Genomic DNA, 15,985 nt, shown 5'->3' on the forward strand with positions numbered 1-15,985 from the left:
CGCTCTACGGGAAAATGGATTTGGCCTTTGCTGCAGAGACACGGGATCCCGGACGCCTCGAGAAAGCGAAGGCGGAGAGGATACAAGTCCTGTTTCCAAGGAATTGGAAAACGCAGCGTTTGCGATCAGTTTGTTAGTTCATCTGAATCGCATGGGCATGAAGAACACATATAGATTGCTTTTTTTTTTGATCGCTGTATAAAGGATTTACGATTCTCCACGGCTCAACTGCCCATCCACGCGACAGCGAACCCAGATGTTCGCTGCTGAAGGAATGTGTGCGCCGAACGTCGCCAGGAACTGTTGCCTCCATGGTTTTAGAACCAGTTCGATCTCTTACGAAGGCGGTCTACGTCAATCGGCCGGCCAGCATACAGTGCCTGCTGGGTATTTTGATGACATTGCTAGTGGCCGCCATTGGAGTAGCGGTCCATCTAAACCTTGCGACAGCAAGCCTTCTTTACCTATTGCTGGTCGTCTCGGTGGCTGTGCATTGCGGCTTCTTTCAAGCCTCCGTAGTCTCTTTGGCGTCGATCCTTTGTCAAACCTACTTCTTTACTTCGCCTACCTTCAGCTTTCGCATCGCCGATCCCCGTAACGCCATAGCGATCGTCATCTTTGAGCTCACTGCGCTTCTGGTGAGTCGCCTTTCAGCGCGGGAGCGTGCGTATTCTGAGGAGCTCCAGCGGCAGAGAATAAAGATCCAGAGACTCTATGCAGTTAGCTGCGGAGCCCTGACCTTCGACCCTGCCAAGGGTCCTGAAAAAGAAATGGCACATCTCATCCGGACTGAGTTCCAGTTGGAGTCGGTGGCCATTTATAACGCCTACTCCACCACTCTTGGTGTCGCAGGCTCATGGCAGGACTTCGAAGAAGAGTTGCTGGAGACCCTGGCATTGGGAACACTTCCAGAGAATCGCCTCTTTCAGGGCTCCAGGTCTACGGTCTTCAGAACGCCTGGAGAGCTCTTTGGAACGTTAGTCGTTGCAGGAACCATCGGCCCAGTTGCTCTTCAATCCCTGGCGTCGCTCACAGCGCTCATCCTGGAGAGACAGCAGGCCTTTTTGGAAAAGGGTGCCGCGGAAGCCTCCCGCCAGACAGAGCAGTTGCGAACCACCGTCCTTGACGGATTGGCCCACGCCTTCAAAACCCCACTCACGGTCATTCGAGCTGCCAGCTCCGGTCTGCTGGAGAGTGGCAAACTGGATCCGGCACAAAGTGAATTGATGGACATGATCGATGAACAGTCGATCTGGCTCAACGACCTCACAACTCGCCTGCTGGCCACCGCAAGAGTTGGTGAAGAGAAGCTTTGTCTGGAGTTCGAGACGATTGACATCTCAACTCTTCTGAACAGCATTGTTGCAGAGTGCCAGCGCCTGCGGTCCAGCAATCTAACTCAGACTGCACCCGCCTCTACCATTCACGTTCATGTACCCGACCACGTATCACCCATTGCGGCCGATCACGATTTACTTCGTACCACGCTGCTGGAGCTCTTGGAGAACGCGCTTAAATATACGGACAAGGGAAAGTCCATCTCTCTTTCGGCCGCGCAGTGCTCCGAAGAGACACGTATCTCCGTGCATAGCTGGAGCAAGGTCATCGATCTGCAAGAGCGCGACCTCATCTTTGATCGCTTCTATCGTTCGCTCGACCACCACGATCTGGCACCTGGCACCGGCATCGGCCTGTCCGTGGCCCAGCGCGTCGCCGAAGCCCACAAAGGGCAAATCTGGGTAACCAGCAGCCTCGAAGAGGGCACCACCTTCAATATTTCACTTCCGCGTACCTCAAGGTAGAGGGCGTAAAAGATAGGATGTGCTCCATGGCAGCGAGAATCCTGATTGTCGATGATGAGAACGCAATTCGCAGGGTCCTGAAGGCCACATTACCGCCAGCCGAGTTTGAGATCGTAGAGTCGGTGCGCGGGGACGAGGCAATCTCCCTGGTGAAGCTCTCTACCTTCGATGCGATCGTGCTCGATATGAATATGCCTGGACTGAGCGGACTCTCCGTCTGTCGAGCGATCCGCAAAATCAACGTGAACGTACCGATACTCATCCTCACCGTGCGCGATGCCGAAGACGACAAGGTAGAGGCGCTCGATGCCGGCGCGGACGATTACATGACAAAACCTTTCGCCGTTCGCGAACTGACCGCTCGCATCAACGCGCTGCTGCGACGGTCGCGACGTCCGGAGGTCCCCGATACCGTCGTCAAGATCCACGACGTTATCCTCTGCGGCGAACAGCGCACATTCATCAAACGCGGCGTGCCCATCCATCTCACGCGCACGCAGTTCGACATCGTCGAGCTGCTTATGCGCACCCCCGGTCAGACCGTCAGCCACCGAACGCTGCTGACCTCCGTGTGGGGGGCTGAGTATCGGAACCATCTTGAATATCTTCGGACCTATGTACGCCAGCTGCGCAAGGTGATCGAAGATGACCCGGCACATCCGCAGTATCTCCTCACCGTGCCATACGGAGGCTACCGCTTCCGCGATGCCGCTCCCCTCGCAAACCCTGACCTGCCCAACGAGGGACAGCTCGACGCAGTTTAGGTGACATCCTCCGTTGCTGCGCGGCCGCAACCGTGAAACGTAGGGAAACCTCCCACCTGAAAAGGTGCGAGCGCGCTTTCAATTCATCCTGCGAGCGCAACGCCGTGGAGAAACATGGAGCAGCGTTTCACCACACGGCACGGCAGGCCTGCGGCGTCATTTTTCCAGCCGGGAGAGAGCTCCCCGCCCGTAGAATGAGGCCAGCGCAGGCGTACTTCTGGCAGGCTATGGAACCCACGAATGGTGAAGTAACAACCCTTCTGCAGCGATGGAGGGACGGCGATGCTGAGGTGCTCGATCGCCTTGCCCCGCTGGTGTACGACCAACTGCATGTCATCGCGCAAGGCTATATGCGCCGCGAGCGAGACGACCACACGCTCCAGCCCACCGCGCTGGTCAGTGAAGTCTTTCTGCGGCTGCTGAATCAACGCAAAGCTACTTGGAACGACCGCGTCCACTTCTACATCTTCGCAGCCAGCATCATGCGCAACATCCTGAAGGACTATGCGCGCGCACACCTCGCGGACAGGCGCGGTGGCCTGGGGATGGTGAGGCTGCCTCTCTCCGATGAGCTTGCCTGGGTGGGGTCTACGCCCGAGGCGGTCCTCGACCTGCACCGCGCTCTGGATCGATTAGAAAAACTCGATGCCCGCAAAGCCCACATCGTGGAGCTGCGTTTTTTTCTGGCGCTGAATATGGAAGAGGCCGCCGAGGTGATGTCGCTTTCCCTGGCGACCGTGGAGCGGGACTTGAAGTTCGCACGTAGCTGGCTCCATCGCGAGCTCCACTCGGACTTGCCAGAGGAAAGCGCGCATGCCTGATACGCAACCGTTCTCCAACGGACACGAGCGCTGGCAACGCGTGGAAGAGCTCTTTCACGCTGCTTCAGCTCTACCTTCAGAAGCGCGGCGAGCCTACCTTGCGAGTCAGTGCATCGACGTGGCCATGCTCGATGAAGTCATCGACCTGCTCGGCTCAGATTCCGCCGTCAGTGACCTGATGGCCACACCGATAACGATCGGCGACCACCATCTGATGCGAGAAACGTCGAGCGATCCGTGGCTGGGACGGACCCTTGACGGTTTTGAAATACGAACTCTGCTGGGTAGGGGAGGCATGGGCGTCGTCTATCTCGGGGTGCGCACCGATGGCCTGCTCGCACAACAGGCCGCGATCAAGGTGATGGCGCGGCATCTGCAGTCCACCCCGGCGCAGAGCCAGTTCCTCCTCGAACGCGACGCTCTCGTCAGGCTGCAACACCCGCACATCGCACGGCTGGTGGGCGGCGGTGTCACCCCAGAGCAGCTGCCCTTCCTCGTGATGGAGTACATCGAGGGACGAAGGCTCGATGAAGCCAGCGACGATCCGTCCGTCAGCCTGAGGCAGATCGTGGTGTGGATGCTGCAACTGTGCGATGCCGTCAGCTACGTTCATCGCAACCTGATACTGCATCGCGACCTCAAGCCCGGCAACGTTCTGGTCACCAGCGATGGCGCGGTGAAGCTTCTCGACTTTGGCACGCTGAAGGCGATGGGACCGCAGACTGCGGTCGACTCTGCGATGACCCAGGCAGGTATGCGTGCCGTCACGCTGCGCTATGCAAGCCCGGAACACATCCGCGGCGGGGTCGCGTCCACGGCAATGGACGTCTTCTCACTCGGCATGACGCTTTATCGACTGATCGCCGGGCGTCTGCCTGACATGCCTGAGCAGTCAGTTCCACAATACCTGCAGCTGCTAAAAGAACGCACCCTTCCGGCACCAGGCACGCTTATGAGCCCGGCACGCAGACAAGCCGAACCGATGCTGGCGAAAGATCTCGACATCCTCGTTGCAAAAGCGATCCACTTCGAAGCGGCCGCTCGCTACACGGACGCAGATGCGATGGCGCAGGACCTGCGGCGCGCGCTCGAATCACGACCTCTGCTCGCAACGCCTCCCACTTCGCGTGATCGTCTGCGGCGCTTTGTGTACCGCAACCGACCGCTCGTGGTCGGTGGCGCTGCAGCCTGTCTCGCCGTTGCGTTAGGGCTTGTCGGTATGAGGCACGAGGCACGCATCGCCTATGCACAGAGCCACCGAGCCGCCGCAGGTGTGGAAGAAGAACGAAAGCTCGCGCACCTGCTGCTCTCCGATTACTTCACGCAGATTCGCGAGGTCCCCGGGTCGACCCATGCACAGACTCTCGCTGTTGCACGAGCGGTCGACTACCTGAACCAGCTCAATCGCAGCGCGACGGACGCGGGCCTGCAGCTCGAAAGCCTCAAAGCCTACCGCACGTTGGGGTCGCTGCTCGGCAGCCCCTATGAGGCCAATCTGGGCGACGCTCCCTCCGCCCTCAAGACACTTCAACAGGGGCAACCGCTCGCTGCGAAGCTCCTCGCGCGCGATGCCCACAGCCTCGACTATCTCACCGCCTCAGCCGGGCTGGAGACGGCCTTTGGGCAGGTTTATCTCGGACAGGGAGACGGTCGGCATGCGCTTCCACATCTTCTCGCTGCAGCCGCCTTCGTGAAAAGAATTGCAGATGACCCTAACGTCACGGCGAAGATGATGATTCAGTCCGCGGCAGTGTACAAGACGCTTGCCGATACCTATGGCGAACATGGCGACGCAAGTACGCGCGATCCTGCGAAGGTAGTCGCATCGTTGCGACAGAGCGGCCTTTACTATCAGCGCGCGCTGGTCCTGCAGCCTCATTGCTGCGAGCGTGGACTCACGATCGTGCAGGCAACACTGGGCGAGCTGCTCGAAGACAGTGACGCCGCCCAGGCCCTTGCTTCCTATCAGCAAGGGCTCGCGGTCATCGCGTCTCTGCCCGCAGCGGACCAGACCAGCATAGGCTTCGTTCGTCTTACCGGTACGCTGCGAATGCACCTCGGCGCCGACTATCTGATCTTGCATCGCAAGGCACAGGGAGATGCCCTGCTACTGCCGGAGTTCGAACGCGAGCGAGCGGCTATCGCTGCAGATCCCATCGACATTCGTGCGCGGACCGACCTCATAGACCTCGATAGCACCGCACTCGATGGCTACGCCGCACTCGGTGACGAGGCAAAGCAGGAGAGTCTGCTGCGCGAATCGCTCGATAACCTGCGCTTCCTTACCCACGCTCATCCAGACAACGCTGTTTGGCGCGCGCAGCAGACAAGCGGAGAACTTCGGCTTGCCACGCTGCTGTTGCAACGGCACCATACCGCTGAAGCCAACGCGCTCGCCACGGCTGCTTTACCCGCGGCTGTGAGCGACGCCGCAAGCCCTCAGGCCGATGCCGCCACTTTGCAGACCGCAGCGGATGCGATGATTCTCTTTCACAAGGATTCGACACGAGCGCTCGCCTTTGCGAAACGGCTGGTTGCCATGGACGCGACTCCCTCGGCAAGTCACCTGCTGACGCTTGCCGCTGCACAGCGACAGAGCGGAGAGATAGGCCAGGCCTCCGTCACCTCGGCCAAAGCCCTGCAGCTCATTGAAGCTCAGCCTCACGGGCTGCGCTACGCGAGCGAGTTGGCGCAGGCACGCGCTCTGTAGCTTGATTGTTTATCTATAAAACGCGTGGCGCAGCTGCGCCACGCGCTGTAGTTCAGCGCTCACCCCAGCGTTGCGCCAGCGAGTTCGTCCCAGCAGAACGCGCGCTTTATCGAGATCGTGCTGCCCTGCAACGATACCCGGTCCACCTGGATTCTCATCGCGCTCCAATTGCGCCAACACCTCATACTGCCGGGCCATCTCGAGCGCCAGCTGTGGCTCATCTGCGACCGTGACGCTCAGATTGTCCAGCGTCTGCGTTGCCCCTTTCAGCAGCGTCGCCCTGGGCTGTCCCGCATGGGCCAGCGGCTTTGCTGAATCGTAGAGCTCGCCCGCCAGAGCTCCCGTTAGCTTCACCACATCCGCAAGCTGCGCCTGCGCACGCGTGCGTTCGCGAGTGGCTCGCATCGTTGATACCGCGACACCGGCAACGCTGGCCGCCATTACCAGCGCGACGCCGCCAGCGATCGTCGTCATAGCCCAGTGTCTGCGCGCCCATCGTCCCAGGCGATACACATAGTGCCCCTTGCGAGCAGCGACAGGCCGGTGTTCCAGCACCGCTTGCAGATCGTCCGCAAACGCGCGCGCACTGCCATAGCGCTGCTGAGGCTCATCGCGGGTGGCCTTGTCCAGCACCGCCGTCAGTTCGCGGCCGGGCACATCGCCCAGCAGAAGCCTGCTTACCCTGCCCAGCGAGTACACATCCGTGGCCACCGTCGCACGTTCGCCCGCCAGCTGTTCCGGTGCAGCGAACGCCGGTGTAAAAAATTTCTCGACGCCCGCTTGCGCTGAAGTTGAAGGCCCCACCAGCACCGCCACACCGAAGTCAAGCAGCTTCAGGTGACCGCCTTCCATCACTAGAATGTTTTCGGGTTTCAGATCGGCATGAACCACGAGTCGCCGGTGTGCGTAATCCAGCGCACGGGCAGCCTGCAGCAGCAACAGCACACGCGCTTCCTTCGCAAGGCTATGCTCGCGGCAGTACGCATCCAGCGGCAGACCCTCAACATACTCCATCACAATGTAGCGATGGCCTTCTGACTCACCCGTGTCCAGAAGGCGCACGATCGAAGGATGGTCGAGCGAGGTCAACACCGCCTCTTCGTGTTGCAGTGATCTGCTGCCCAGCACAAGCCCCACCTGCGGATGCAGCATCTTGATCGCCACGCGTTGCGCGAACTGCTCCATGCGCTCAGCGAAATAAACCGTTCCCATTGCGCCCTGCCCCACAGGTCGCACGATGCGGAACGGTCCTATCGTTGCAGGTGCGGCGAAGCTGAGGGACATGGCCATAAGAGTGTGCTCCCATAGTAAGTCGGGCCGCCCGAAGACGGCCCGACTTATTTCCAGCATTCGTTACTGAACGACAACGGTCAGCGCCACCGTCTGCGACGATCCCGAAGGTCCAGTGATCGTAACCGGCACTGAATAGCTGCCCACCGGAGTTGCATTCGTGTAGTTCGACGTCGAACTGCTGCCACTGCTGCAGCCGGTGATGGCTCCCAAACCCGCTCCTAAGCTCAGAACGAAGATCCCGGCCAGCAGCATTTTAGGAAGTGCGATCTGGAGCTTCCGTCGCCGTGCGAGCCCGAGCAGGCCCAGCATGGACGCCGGCAGCCACAGTATCTGTGCAGAGTAGGTACCGCTGCCCCCGCTTCTCTGCGGTGCAGTGAGCAGCGATGTCGTGACCGTGCCCGTCCCGATCGTCAACGTATCCGTGACCACTGCACCTGCCAGTGTCACCGTTGACGGACTGAACGTACACGTCGCCTTCGACGGCAACGTGCCGCACGCAAGCGTGATGGCTCCGCTGTACCCGCCGACCGGCGTGAAGGTAAGTGTGGTGGCACCCGTAGCGCCACGTGCGATCGTCAGGTTCGCCTGGCTGGCCGTCACGGAGAAGCTCGGCACAACAACGGCTTCCGCTACCGATGTCGACGTGCTTCCCAGGTAATTGCTATCGCCGCCATACGTCGCCGTCAGGCTATAGGTATTCGCCGTTGCAAACGAGGTTGTCAGCGTCGCTGTCCCGTTCGTTCCGATAGCGCCGGTGCCCAGCGTAGTGCTGCCGCTGTAGAACGTGACCGTGCCGGTAGCTCCACTGGTCACGGTCGCGGTCAGCATCACGCTCGCGCCTGTACCAACCGATGCCGCCGAAGTTGCGAGCGATGTGCTGCTTGCAGCCTTCGTCACCGTCAGCGGTACACCCGCGCTTACGCTTGCCGCGTAGCCCGTCGGATTTGACGTGGCGTTGTAGGTACCCGCATAGCTCGCCACGACCGAGTAGCTGCCGACCACCGGCTTCACCACCAGCGTCGCCACGCCCTGCGCATTCACCACCGCAGAGCCCAGGCTCACCGAGCCAGCCGCGAAGCTGACAGTGCCAGAGGTGGCAGCCGTGCTTCCAGCGGTCACCGTCGCCGTCAACGTGGATCCAGCGCCGTAGGCAGAACTCGCAGGGCTCACCGTCAGCGCCGTCGACGTCGTGTTCGCCGAAGACACCGTAAGTGCCGATGACGTGGAGGTCGAGCCGTTAAAGCCTGTATCCCCGCCATACTGCGCGGTCAGACTGTAACTTCCACCGGAAAGCAAACCAGAGTACGTCGCCACGCCGTTTGCGTTCAGTGTTCCCGTGCCAATCGTCGTCGAGCCGTTCAGGAAGGTCACCGTCCCTGTCGGCAGCACCGCCCCCGTGATCGTGGAACTCGTCGTCACCGTTGCGGTCAGCTGCACTGTCTGAGTGGGCGTCGCATTACCCGAAGGCGACACGGTCAACGCCGTCGCCGAAGGCTGCTGCTGCGTAATCATCTTCGCCACAAAGCCGTCTGCATTTCCGCCGAGCGTCTTCTGTGCTGCGTTGGCGGTCACGGGCAGGTAGGTGCCCCCATAGGGATTAGGTGCCTGTGAGCCGCTGAAGTAAGCGTTCAGATTGCTGTCGAGTGCGAGCGCATTGTTGTTCACCGTGATACCGCCACCCGACCCCAGATAGGTACCGAGCAGCAGTGACGAAGCGGTGGGCGAGAGTTCTGCGATATACGCGTCGTTGCCGCCGGGCTGGGCGATGGAGTTCTTCACTGGATAGTTTGAGCTGTTGGTGCTGGCCAGCAGGAACACATTGTTGTTTGCGTCGAGCGCCACACCGCGGCCCTGGCCCGGGGAGATATCCTGTGCCGTGGCTCCCAGATAGGTGGACCACACCAGGCTGCCAGTGGACGACAGTTTGGTCAGGAACGCTCCAAATTCGCATACGCCGGTATTGCCGTTGCCGTCGTTGAACTTGAAGCAGGAGGGCTGCAGTGTGCCGCTGGTGGTTGGATAGTCGATGGCGTTGGTATCGCCCGTGAGCACCACGTTGCCCGTGGTATCCGTCGCCATGCCAAATACATCGGACGCGGGGTAAAGCGTGGTTCCGCTGCCGCTGGTGCCTGCGCTCTGTCCGTTCATGTATGTAGTGAACAGGAGCGATGCCGGGCCGGACTTGGTGGGATCGAATGCTGCGACCCAACCCGTCATGGGGCACTGGCTGCTGGTTGCACCGGCGTTCGCGCACGTGGAGACGAGCGCGCCGGCACTGACGGGCCAGTGGGCGGAAGAAGTGTTGCCACCGATGTAGGCGATGCCGTTGGCATCTACCGCGACGGAGAGGCTGTTGGTATTGCAATCGCCGTTGCCGCAGCCGCCGATACCCGTGCCGCCGATGAGTGTGGAGTAAACGATGCCGCCGGCAGGCGTCAGCACGGTCAGAAAACCCTGTTCATCCTGTGGGCCGCCGCGCGCAACGGAGTAGCCGGGGTTATTCGTGGCATACAGCATGGACTCGGTCGTGTTGGTGTAGAAGGCAGTGTTGGTGGTGGGGAAGTTTGCCGCGCCCACATCCGCCGCGCCTGTCGAATCCGTGGGCCATGCCGGAATGTCCTGATTATGGCTCTGGTTGCTGACGGCATACTGGGTGGAGTAGGTTACGCCCGTGACATACACGTTGCCGTTGGCGCCGATAGCGACGGCATTGGCCTGGTCATACTGCGACCCGCCAAGGAACGTACCCGCGACTATTGACTTGCCGTCGGACGAGAGGCGGATCATGTACGCGTCATAGTTGCTGCTGCTGCTGATCTCGGTTGGGACGTTGTTCACTGAGCCACCGACCGGATTGCAGAGGGACTGCGCTCCTGTGGCAGGTACGGGAAACTCGCGTGGCGTGAAGTTGCCGATGACGTCGCCGCAACTGTTTGTATAGCCCACGACGACGGGCTGATCGCCGGTTGCGACGGCGACAGCGGTGGCGAAGTCATCGAAGGTGCCGCCGATGAAGGTGGACCACAGGATGGTGGATCCGTCCGCGGAGAACTTCGTCACAAAGGCGTCGTGGCTGCCGGGAGCATTGGGGGTGGAGGACGAGTTGTATGTCTGGAACTCACCGGTGCTGGAAGGCAGAGCGGTGGAGTAACTGGTGCCGACCGCATACAGCTCATTACTGCTGTTGATTGCAGAGCCCAGGACGTTGTCTTCGCTGTTGCCACCGGTTCCACCAAAGTAGCTGGCATAGCTGATTATCGGGTCGATGACGAGTTCGCGGGTATGGTCGTAGTTGCCAATCCGGAAGCTCACGTCTCCGTTCGCCGCAATTCTGTAGTCGCCTTCGACAGGCTCACGTTGGCCGTCTCGCTCCTGGTATAGCACCGGCTTCTGAAAGCTCAGGTCGTCCGGGGATGCCTTCTGCCGGGTCTGCAACAGGAGGCGGCCGTCTGACGCCAGCACCGGCGATGCGCCCGCAATCGACAGGCGAATCTTGCCTGCATCCGCTCCTGGAGCGACGACGAAGTCATACTCCAGCTGCTTCTGGTTGCCGTAGTACACCACGTCGATACCCGGATACGCGGCGGTGACGCGCGCCTGCGCATAGGTTGGCACGCCCAGCTTCCACGTCGAGCGATCGCTACCCGTCAGGTAGTTGACATAGCTTCCCAGGGGCCGTTCCGCCGACATCGGTGCACTCGCATTCGCACCCAGCAGTTGCATCTGCAGATACCGCTCACCCTTTCCCTGCGAAGGGAGCGACTTGCCTGGCGCAGGCTTCTCCGCCGCTCGATATAACGCAAACGTCGCCCGGTCCGGTGATAGCAGAAGGTTGTAGCCAGAGCCTCGCGCAAGGAACTTTGCCTGCGGCACGGCCTGCCCCAGGTTCGGCTCAAACTGCATAGGAAGATTCTGATACGCGGCGCTGACCTTCGCTGCGTTCGGACCGGTCGGGGTGCTCTGAGCCGGCGCGACGCCAGCTATCACGGAGAAAACAGCAGCAGAAAAGACCGACGCGGCCAGCTTGCTTACGCTGAGCTTCGCATTGGCGGTAGATCGAGATGAGGAAACAGGCATAAGGCTCCTTTGAACGACGAATCCACGCGAGTTATGGGCTCTTACCCCATACTGCGTAGGCTGTCGGAGAAACCCCTCACGCCTGCAAACTTTTTTACTCACCTCTTTTATCGCTATCGGTGAACCCGAGTCTCGACGGACATGCCCGGCAGCAGCGAACGGCCTCCGACGCTCGTCGTCTCCAACCGGATGCGCACTGGGATACGCTGCACGACCTTCACATAGTTGCCCGTCGCATTGTCCGGCGCGATCAGCGCGTACTTCGATCCCGTAGCCCCCCCAATGCTCTCAACACGTCCTTGCAGGTCGCTGCCGAAGGTGTCGATATGTACCGTGACCGCAGCCCCCGGCTCTACATGGCGCAGCTGCGTCTCCTTGTAGTTCGCCGTCACCCAGAGGTCGTCGGTAGGTACGATGTTCAGCAGGAGCTGTCCAGGTGCAATACGCTGGCCCGTCTCGAGGCTGCGCCGACCGATGATGCCGCTCACAGGAGCCACGATATCCGCATAGCTGAGGTTCAACTGCGCATCCCGAAGCACAGCCTTGGACTTCTTCAGCTCACCGAAGACACGATCCACGCTGCTCTGCGCAGTAGCCACCTGGTCAGGTGCAGTCGCTGCAGCAGCTATATCCTGCCTGCGCTCGGCGATGTGCTGCTCGGCAACCTGCACCTTCTGCTCGGCAGACAGCAGATTCGCCTCCGCAGCCGAGAGCTGCGCCACCGCAACGTTCGCCTCTGTCATCCGCGAGTCATACTCGGAACGCGAGATCTCATGCGAGTTCACCAGCTGCTCATAACGCGCACGGTCAGCCTCCGCGCGACGCGAACTCGCCTCGGCCTGCTTCACCTGCGCGGCCGAGGCCTGCACACCCGCCTTCGCGCTCGCCAGTTCAGCTTCGGCTTCCACCGAAGCCGCGCGTGCGGAGGTCAATTTGCTTGCGCTTGTAGTCTGTGTAATCGGCACCGCCAGCTGCGCCGCCTGCAACTGCGCCTGCTGCGCCTGCACATCGCCTTCGAGTCTGTCCACCGCGGGCTGAAAGTCGTTCGTATCCAACCGCGCCAGCACAGTGCCCGCCTTCACGAACTTGGTGTCATCGATGTCCGGGTTCACCCACACCACGGTGCCCCCCACACGAGCGTTGATAGGATGCACATGCCCGTCCACCTGGGCATCGTCAGTCGTGATCGAACCGAACGAACGGCTCAGCAGCACATAGCCGCCAACTAATAAAACGATAAGAGCGGCGATAGCGAGCACCGCGGCCGCGCGCGTATGAGATTTCATTTGAGTGTCGGACATGGCTATCGAACTCCGAGATAGGTTTTGTAATCGCGCTCGGCTGTGCCAAGCGATCGCACAAGCATGAGCTTGGCAAGATTGTGGCCGTAAACACTGGCGATATCGTTGTCTGCTGCGGCAGCTACGGCCTGCTGCGCCTGGATTAACTCGAGACTGTTGGAGACGCCTGCATCGAAGCGGTCCCTCGCCTGCCGCAGGCCCTCCTGCGCCAGAGATGAATTTGTGCGCGCCACCTCGACGCTCTTGTCCGCCGCGCGCAGGTCCAGCAGCGCCGAGCGTACGTCATATTTCGTCCGTTGTTGAAGGTCTTCGAACTCTGCCTGTCGGCGATGCAACGTCGCGTCGGCCGACTGCACATCGGCCTGAATGCGACGCCCCGTAAAAATGGGAACGCTCAACTTTCCCTCCACTTCATACGTACCGTAGGCATGACCGAAGTTCACCCCGACCTCGCCGCCGTTGGCTTGAATATCCACAGTCGGCAGTTTCTGCGCGCTCTCCGCCTTCACATGCTGGCGAGCGAACTCCACTCGCGCTGCGGCCGCCTTCAGGTCCTGCCTGGAGACCACAGCCTGCTGCACCAGTGAGTCCACATCCTGCGTTGGTGCCTCCTCAAATCCGAGGTCCGTCGTCAGCGTGAACTCCTGTTCCACCGGCAAGCCGATGATGCGGGTCAATCCAAGCTTGTCCTTCTCCAGCCGTACCTGCGCCAGAGAGAGACGCTGCTCCGCGTTCTCACGCGCCACCGTCGCTCGAATCGCGTCAATCTCCGGAGATACCTCACGCTTCACCCGATCTTGCAGCAACGCTTCCAGCGCCTGCGCCGAAGCCTGCTCCGCCTCCGCTGCCTTTACGCGTGACTGGCTCGCCAGTACCTGCAAATAAGCGCTCGTCGCTGCCAGCACCACAATGTTCTTCGCATCTGCAAGCGACGCCTCGCTCACCGCCTCCTCTGAACTCGCCGCCTTCACCTGATGCCACGCGGCTACGTCCACCACGTTCTGCCGATACGACACCGAGGCCAGTTGATAGTTGTAATTCGGAATGATGTTCGGCAGGTCCAGCTTCTGCCCGCCGATGGTGTTGACGGGAAAGTTCCGAAAGTCTTCCGTCAGTTGCGCGGACAGCTGCGGCAACAACGTAGACAGCGCTCGCATGCGCGCAGCCCGCGACTGCGCATGGTCCTGCTCACTATCGATCAGGCCGAGGTTGGCACGCAGACCTCGGCTCACCACGTCCGCCAGCGAAAGATCCAGGTTCCCCGGGACCAGCGGGCTCGAAGGTACGCTGCCCAGGTAAGGATTCTGCGCCTGAACGGCCAGCGCACTGGGGTTCGTCGTGTTGGTGCCAGGATCGAACGGACGCGGCGTGGCAATACTGTTCGAAAGCGGACTGAAGCTGCTGGAGCTTTGACCGAATGCTGGTAGCGTCAGCATCAACCCCGCAACGGCGACTGCGACTTCGTAGATGTGTTTAGAAGATTTCATACGTTGGACTCGATGGGAGACAGCGTCATCTGCGGACGTGTCTCAGTTGACGCGCTCTCTGCTGGCACAACGGCCATCGGAGCGCTCGGAAGAAGTGGGAGAAACAGGAGCATCACCGCCGCTACAGCGGCCATGACGTAGAAGACATCGGCGAAAGTAAGCACCAGGCTCTGCTTGCTGACGAGTGCTGCGACGCGTCCAGCATTGCTCGAATCGATCGTGACACCGAGCGTAGAGAGATTGCGGCTGAACAATGACTCGATCAGGCGCGAGGAATGCAGCGTGGCGCGACGGTCAATAAGTGCCACCACAAACGTCACGCCCAGGGAGGCCCCGAGTTGACGAGCGCCATAGTAGATCGCGCGCGCACTGGAGGCTTGCGCATCCTCCATCCGGATGAACGCAGCCAACGCCAGCGTCGGGACCGATATGCCTACGAACATCCCGTTCAGCAGCAGTGGCAGCCATAGCTGCCTGTCCGGCGTATCCCCTGTAATGATGTAGCCGAGCCATCCCATCGAGAGCATCTGCACAAACAGGGCAAACGCCATTACCGTCTTGCCGCCGAGTCGCCCGATCAGCCGCGCCATATGCGGCACGACCGCCAGCATCGCAATTCCGCTGATACCGCTGATCGACATCAATACACCCGTCTGGAGAGCCGAGTGCGACTCCACACGCCGCAGATACTGCGGCAACACATACAGGCTTCCCGCCAGTTGCATTCCGAGCACCGTTCCCAGCACCGTCGCCGCCATCAGTCCTCGGTCGTGCAGAAAACGTAAATTCAGCAGCGGCTTCCGATTCGCCGGCACCAGCTGCCACGCTGGAAAGAGAAGATTGCAGGCGATACCCACCACCGCAAGCACAACAATCCGATTTGAACCGAACCAGTCGTCGATCTCACCACGACTCAGCACAGCCTGAAACGCAGCCACACCCGTGAGCAGCAGACCGATTCCCAAAAGATCCGGCTTATGCTCTTCTACATCCTCGCTCCAGTGTTTCGCTGCATAACGATCGAAGACTGCCCCGGCGATCAACATGCCTGGGACCGCCCCGACAAACAGAAGCCGCCAGCTCACGAAATCAGCAAGCCAGCCCGCCGCAATCGGCGCGGCAAAGCGTCCCAGGATAAAGAAGCCGACCGCATAGATCCTGAGTCCAAGGGCACGCTCGCTTCTTGGATACTGATGGGTGATAAACACCAGCGTACGCGCCAGAAACACGCCGCCCGCAAACCCCTGAATCACACGAAAGACCAGAAACGGCCCCAGTGTCGTGCTGCCCGCACAACCCAGTGAGGCGATGGCATACAGCAGACATGCGAAGCTCAGCAGGCGACGGTTGCCCAGCAGGCTTGCCATACGGTGCGTCAGCGCCACCGATGTCGCAAATCCAGTGCTGTACAACGTCACCGCCCAGCTCGCCTCGTCCGCCGAAGAGCCAAGCGCGCCCGTGATGTCGGTCAAAATTACACTCAGGCCATTGCCAGTCCACTGCTCCATACCCGTCGCGAGTGTGAACGCAAACAACGTCGCAGCTCCAGCTATCTTCGACTGGTGACGCGGTTTCGACAGTGTCGCAAGGATGTTCACATCCCTTTAGACCATTGTTCTACTCATTGGATCCAATACTATTTGGAGTTACTTATCATCAATAAAAATGATGTTATGAGGATTTTTACACTTAATCCGTAATCTTATGTGAAGCTTCAAGCCAAAATACGC

Annotated in this window: 9 protein-coding genes; 4 read left to right on the top strand and 5 right to left on the bottom strand. The window is 60.3% G+C overall.

What is annotated here, in order from left to right; all coding sequences use genetic code 11:
- The first annotated feature begins 311 nt into the window (after positions 1-311).
- From OHL14_RS08515 to OHL14_RS08530, 4 genes are all read left to right on the top strand, one after another.
- Complete coding sequence (locus OHL14_RS08515; protein ID WP_263378915.1) at positions 312-1,802, top strand: sensor histidine kinase; 1,491 nt, start codon at positions 312-314, stop codon at positions 1,800-1,802.
- A gap of 26 nt (positions 1,803-1,828) precedes the next feature.
- The gene (locus tag OHL14_RS08520) at positions 1,829-2,566 is read left to right on the top strand and encodes a response regulator transcription factor (RefSeq protein ID WP_263378916.1); all 738 of its coding nucleotides are present in this window, start codon (positions 1,829-1,831) and stop codon (positions 2,564-2,566) included.
- Positions 2,567-2,760: 194 nt separating this feature from the next.
- Positions 2,761-3,387, top strand: coding sequence for a sigma-70 family RNA polymerase sigma factor (locus tag OHL14_RS08525; RefSeq protein WP_263378917.1), 627 nt, complete (start codon positions 2,761-2,763; stop codon positions 3,385-3,387).
- The gene (locus tag OHL14_RS08530) at positions 3,380-6,097 is read left to right on the top strand and encodes a serine/threonine protein kinase (RefSeq protein ID WP_263378918.1); all 2,718 of its coding nucleotides are present in this window, start codon (positions 3,380-3,382) and stop codon (positions 6,095-6,097) included. The genes OHL14_RS08525 and OHL14_RS08530 overlap by 8 nt, the downstream gene beginning before the upstream one ends.
- 9 nt (positions 6,098-6,106) lie before the next feature.
- Here OHL14_RS08530 and OHL14_RS08535 read toward each other — a convergent pair whose 3' ends face one another.
- From OHL14_RS08535 to OHL14_RS08555, 5 genes are all read right to left on the bottom strand, one after another.
- A complete protein-coding gene (locus tag OHL14_RS08535; protein WP_263378919.1) occupies positions 6,107-7,387 on the bottom strand; it encodes a serine/threonine protein kinase in 1,281 nt (426 codons plus the stop codon).
- 63 nt (positions 7,388-7,450) lie between these two features.
- Positions 7,451-11,467 (bottom strand): beta strand repeat-containing protein, encoded by a 4,017-nt coding sequence (locus OHL14_RS08540; protein ID WP_263378920.1) that lies wholly within the window; start codon positions 11,465-11,467, stop codon positions 7,451-7,453.
- Between the two features lie 113 nt (positions 11,468-11,580).
- Positions 11,581-12,768 carry an HlyD family secretion protein gene (locus OHL14_RS08545; RefSeq protein ID WP_263378921.1) on the bottom strand — a complete coding sequence of 396 codons (1,188 nt, stop codon included), beginning with the start codon at positions 12,766-12,768 and terminating at the stop codon, positions 11,581-11,583.
- 2 nt (positions 12,769-12,770) lie between these two features.
- Positions 12,771-14,255 carry a TolC family protein gene (locus OHL14_RS08550; protein ID WP_263378922.1) on the bottom strand — a complete coding sequence of 495 codons (1,485 nt, stop codon included), beginning with the start codon at positions 14,253-14,255 and terminating at the stop codon, positions 12,771-12,773.
- Positions 14,252-15,853 (bottom strand): MFS transporter, encoded by a 1,602-nt coding sequence (locus tag OHL14_RS08555; RefSeq protein ID WP_263378923.1) that lies wholly within the window; start codon positions 15,851-15,853, stop codon positions 14,252-14,254. The genes OHL14_RS08550 and OHL14_RS08555 overlap by 4 nt, the downstream gene beginning before the upstream one ends.
- Between the last annotated feature and the right edge of the window lie 132 nt (positions 15,854-15,985).

It is taken from the genome of Granulicella paludicola (assembly GCF_025685545.1).
GTDB lineage: Bacteria > Acidobacteriota > Terriglobia > Terriglobales > Acidobacteriaceae > Granulicella > Granulicella paludicola.

Coding starts and splice junctions, on each gene's coding strand:
- OHL14_RS08515 (WP_263378915.1), top strand. CDS start 312: ATGGTTTTAGAACCAGTTCGATCTCTTACGAAGGCGGTCTACGTCAAT.
- OHL14_RS08540 (WP_263378920.1), bottom strand. CDS start 11,467: ATGCCTGTTTCCTCATCTCGATCTACCGCCAATGCGAAGCTCAGCGTA.
- OHL14_RS08520 (WP_263378916.1), top strand. CDS start 1,829: ATGGCAGCGAGAATCCTGATTGTCGATGATGAGAACGCAATTCGCAGG.
- OHL14_RS08530 (WP_263378918.1), top strand. CDS start 3,380: ATGCCTGATACGCAACCGTTCTCCAACGGACACGAGCGCTGGCAACGC.
- OHL14_RS08550 (WP_263378922.1), bottom strand. CDS start 14,255: ATGAAATCTTCTAAACACATCTACGAAGTCGCAGTCGCCGTTGCGGGG.
- OHL14_RS08535 (WP_263378919.1), bottom strand. CDS start 7,387: ATGGCCATGTCCCTCAGCTTCGCCGCACCTGCAACGATAGGACCGTTC.
- OHL14_RS08525 (WP_263378917.1), top strand. CDS start 2,761: ATGAGGCCAGCGCAGGCGTACTTCTGGCAGGCTATGGAACCCACGAAT.
- OHL14_RS08545 (WP_263378921.1), bottom strand. CDS start 12,768: ATGTCCGACACTCAAATGAAATCTCATACGCGCGCGGCCGCGGTGCTC.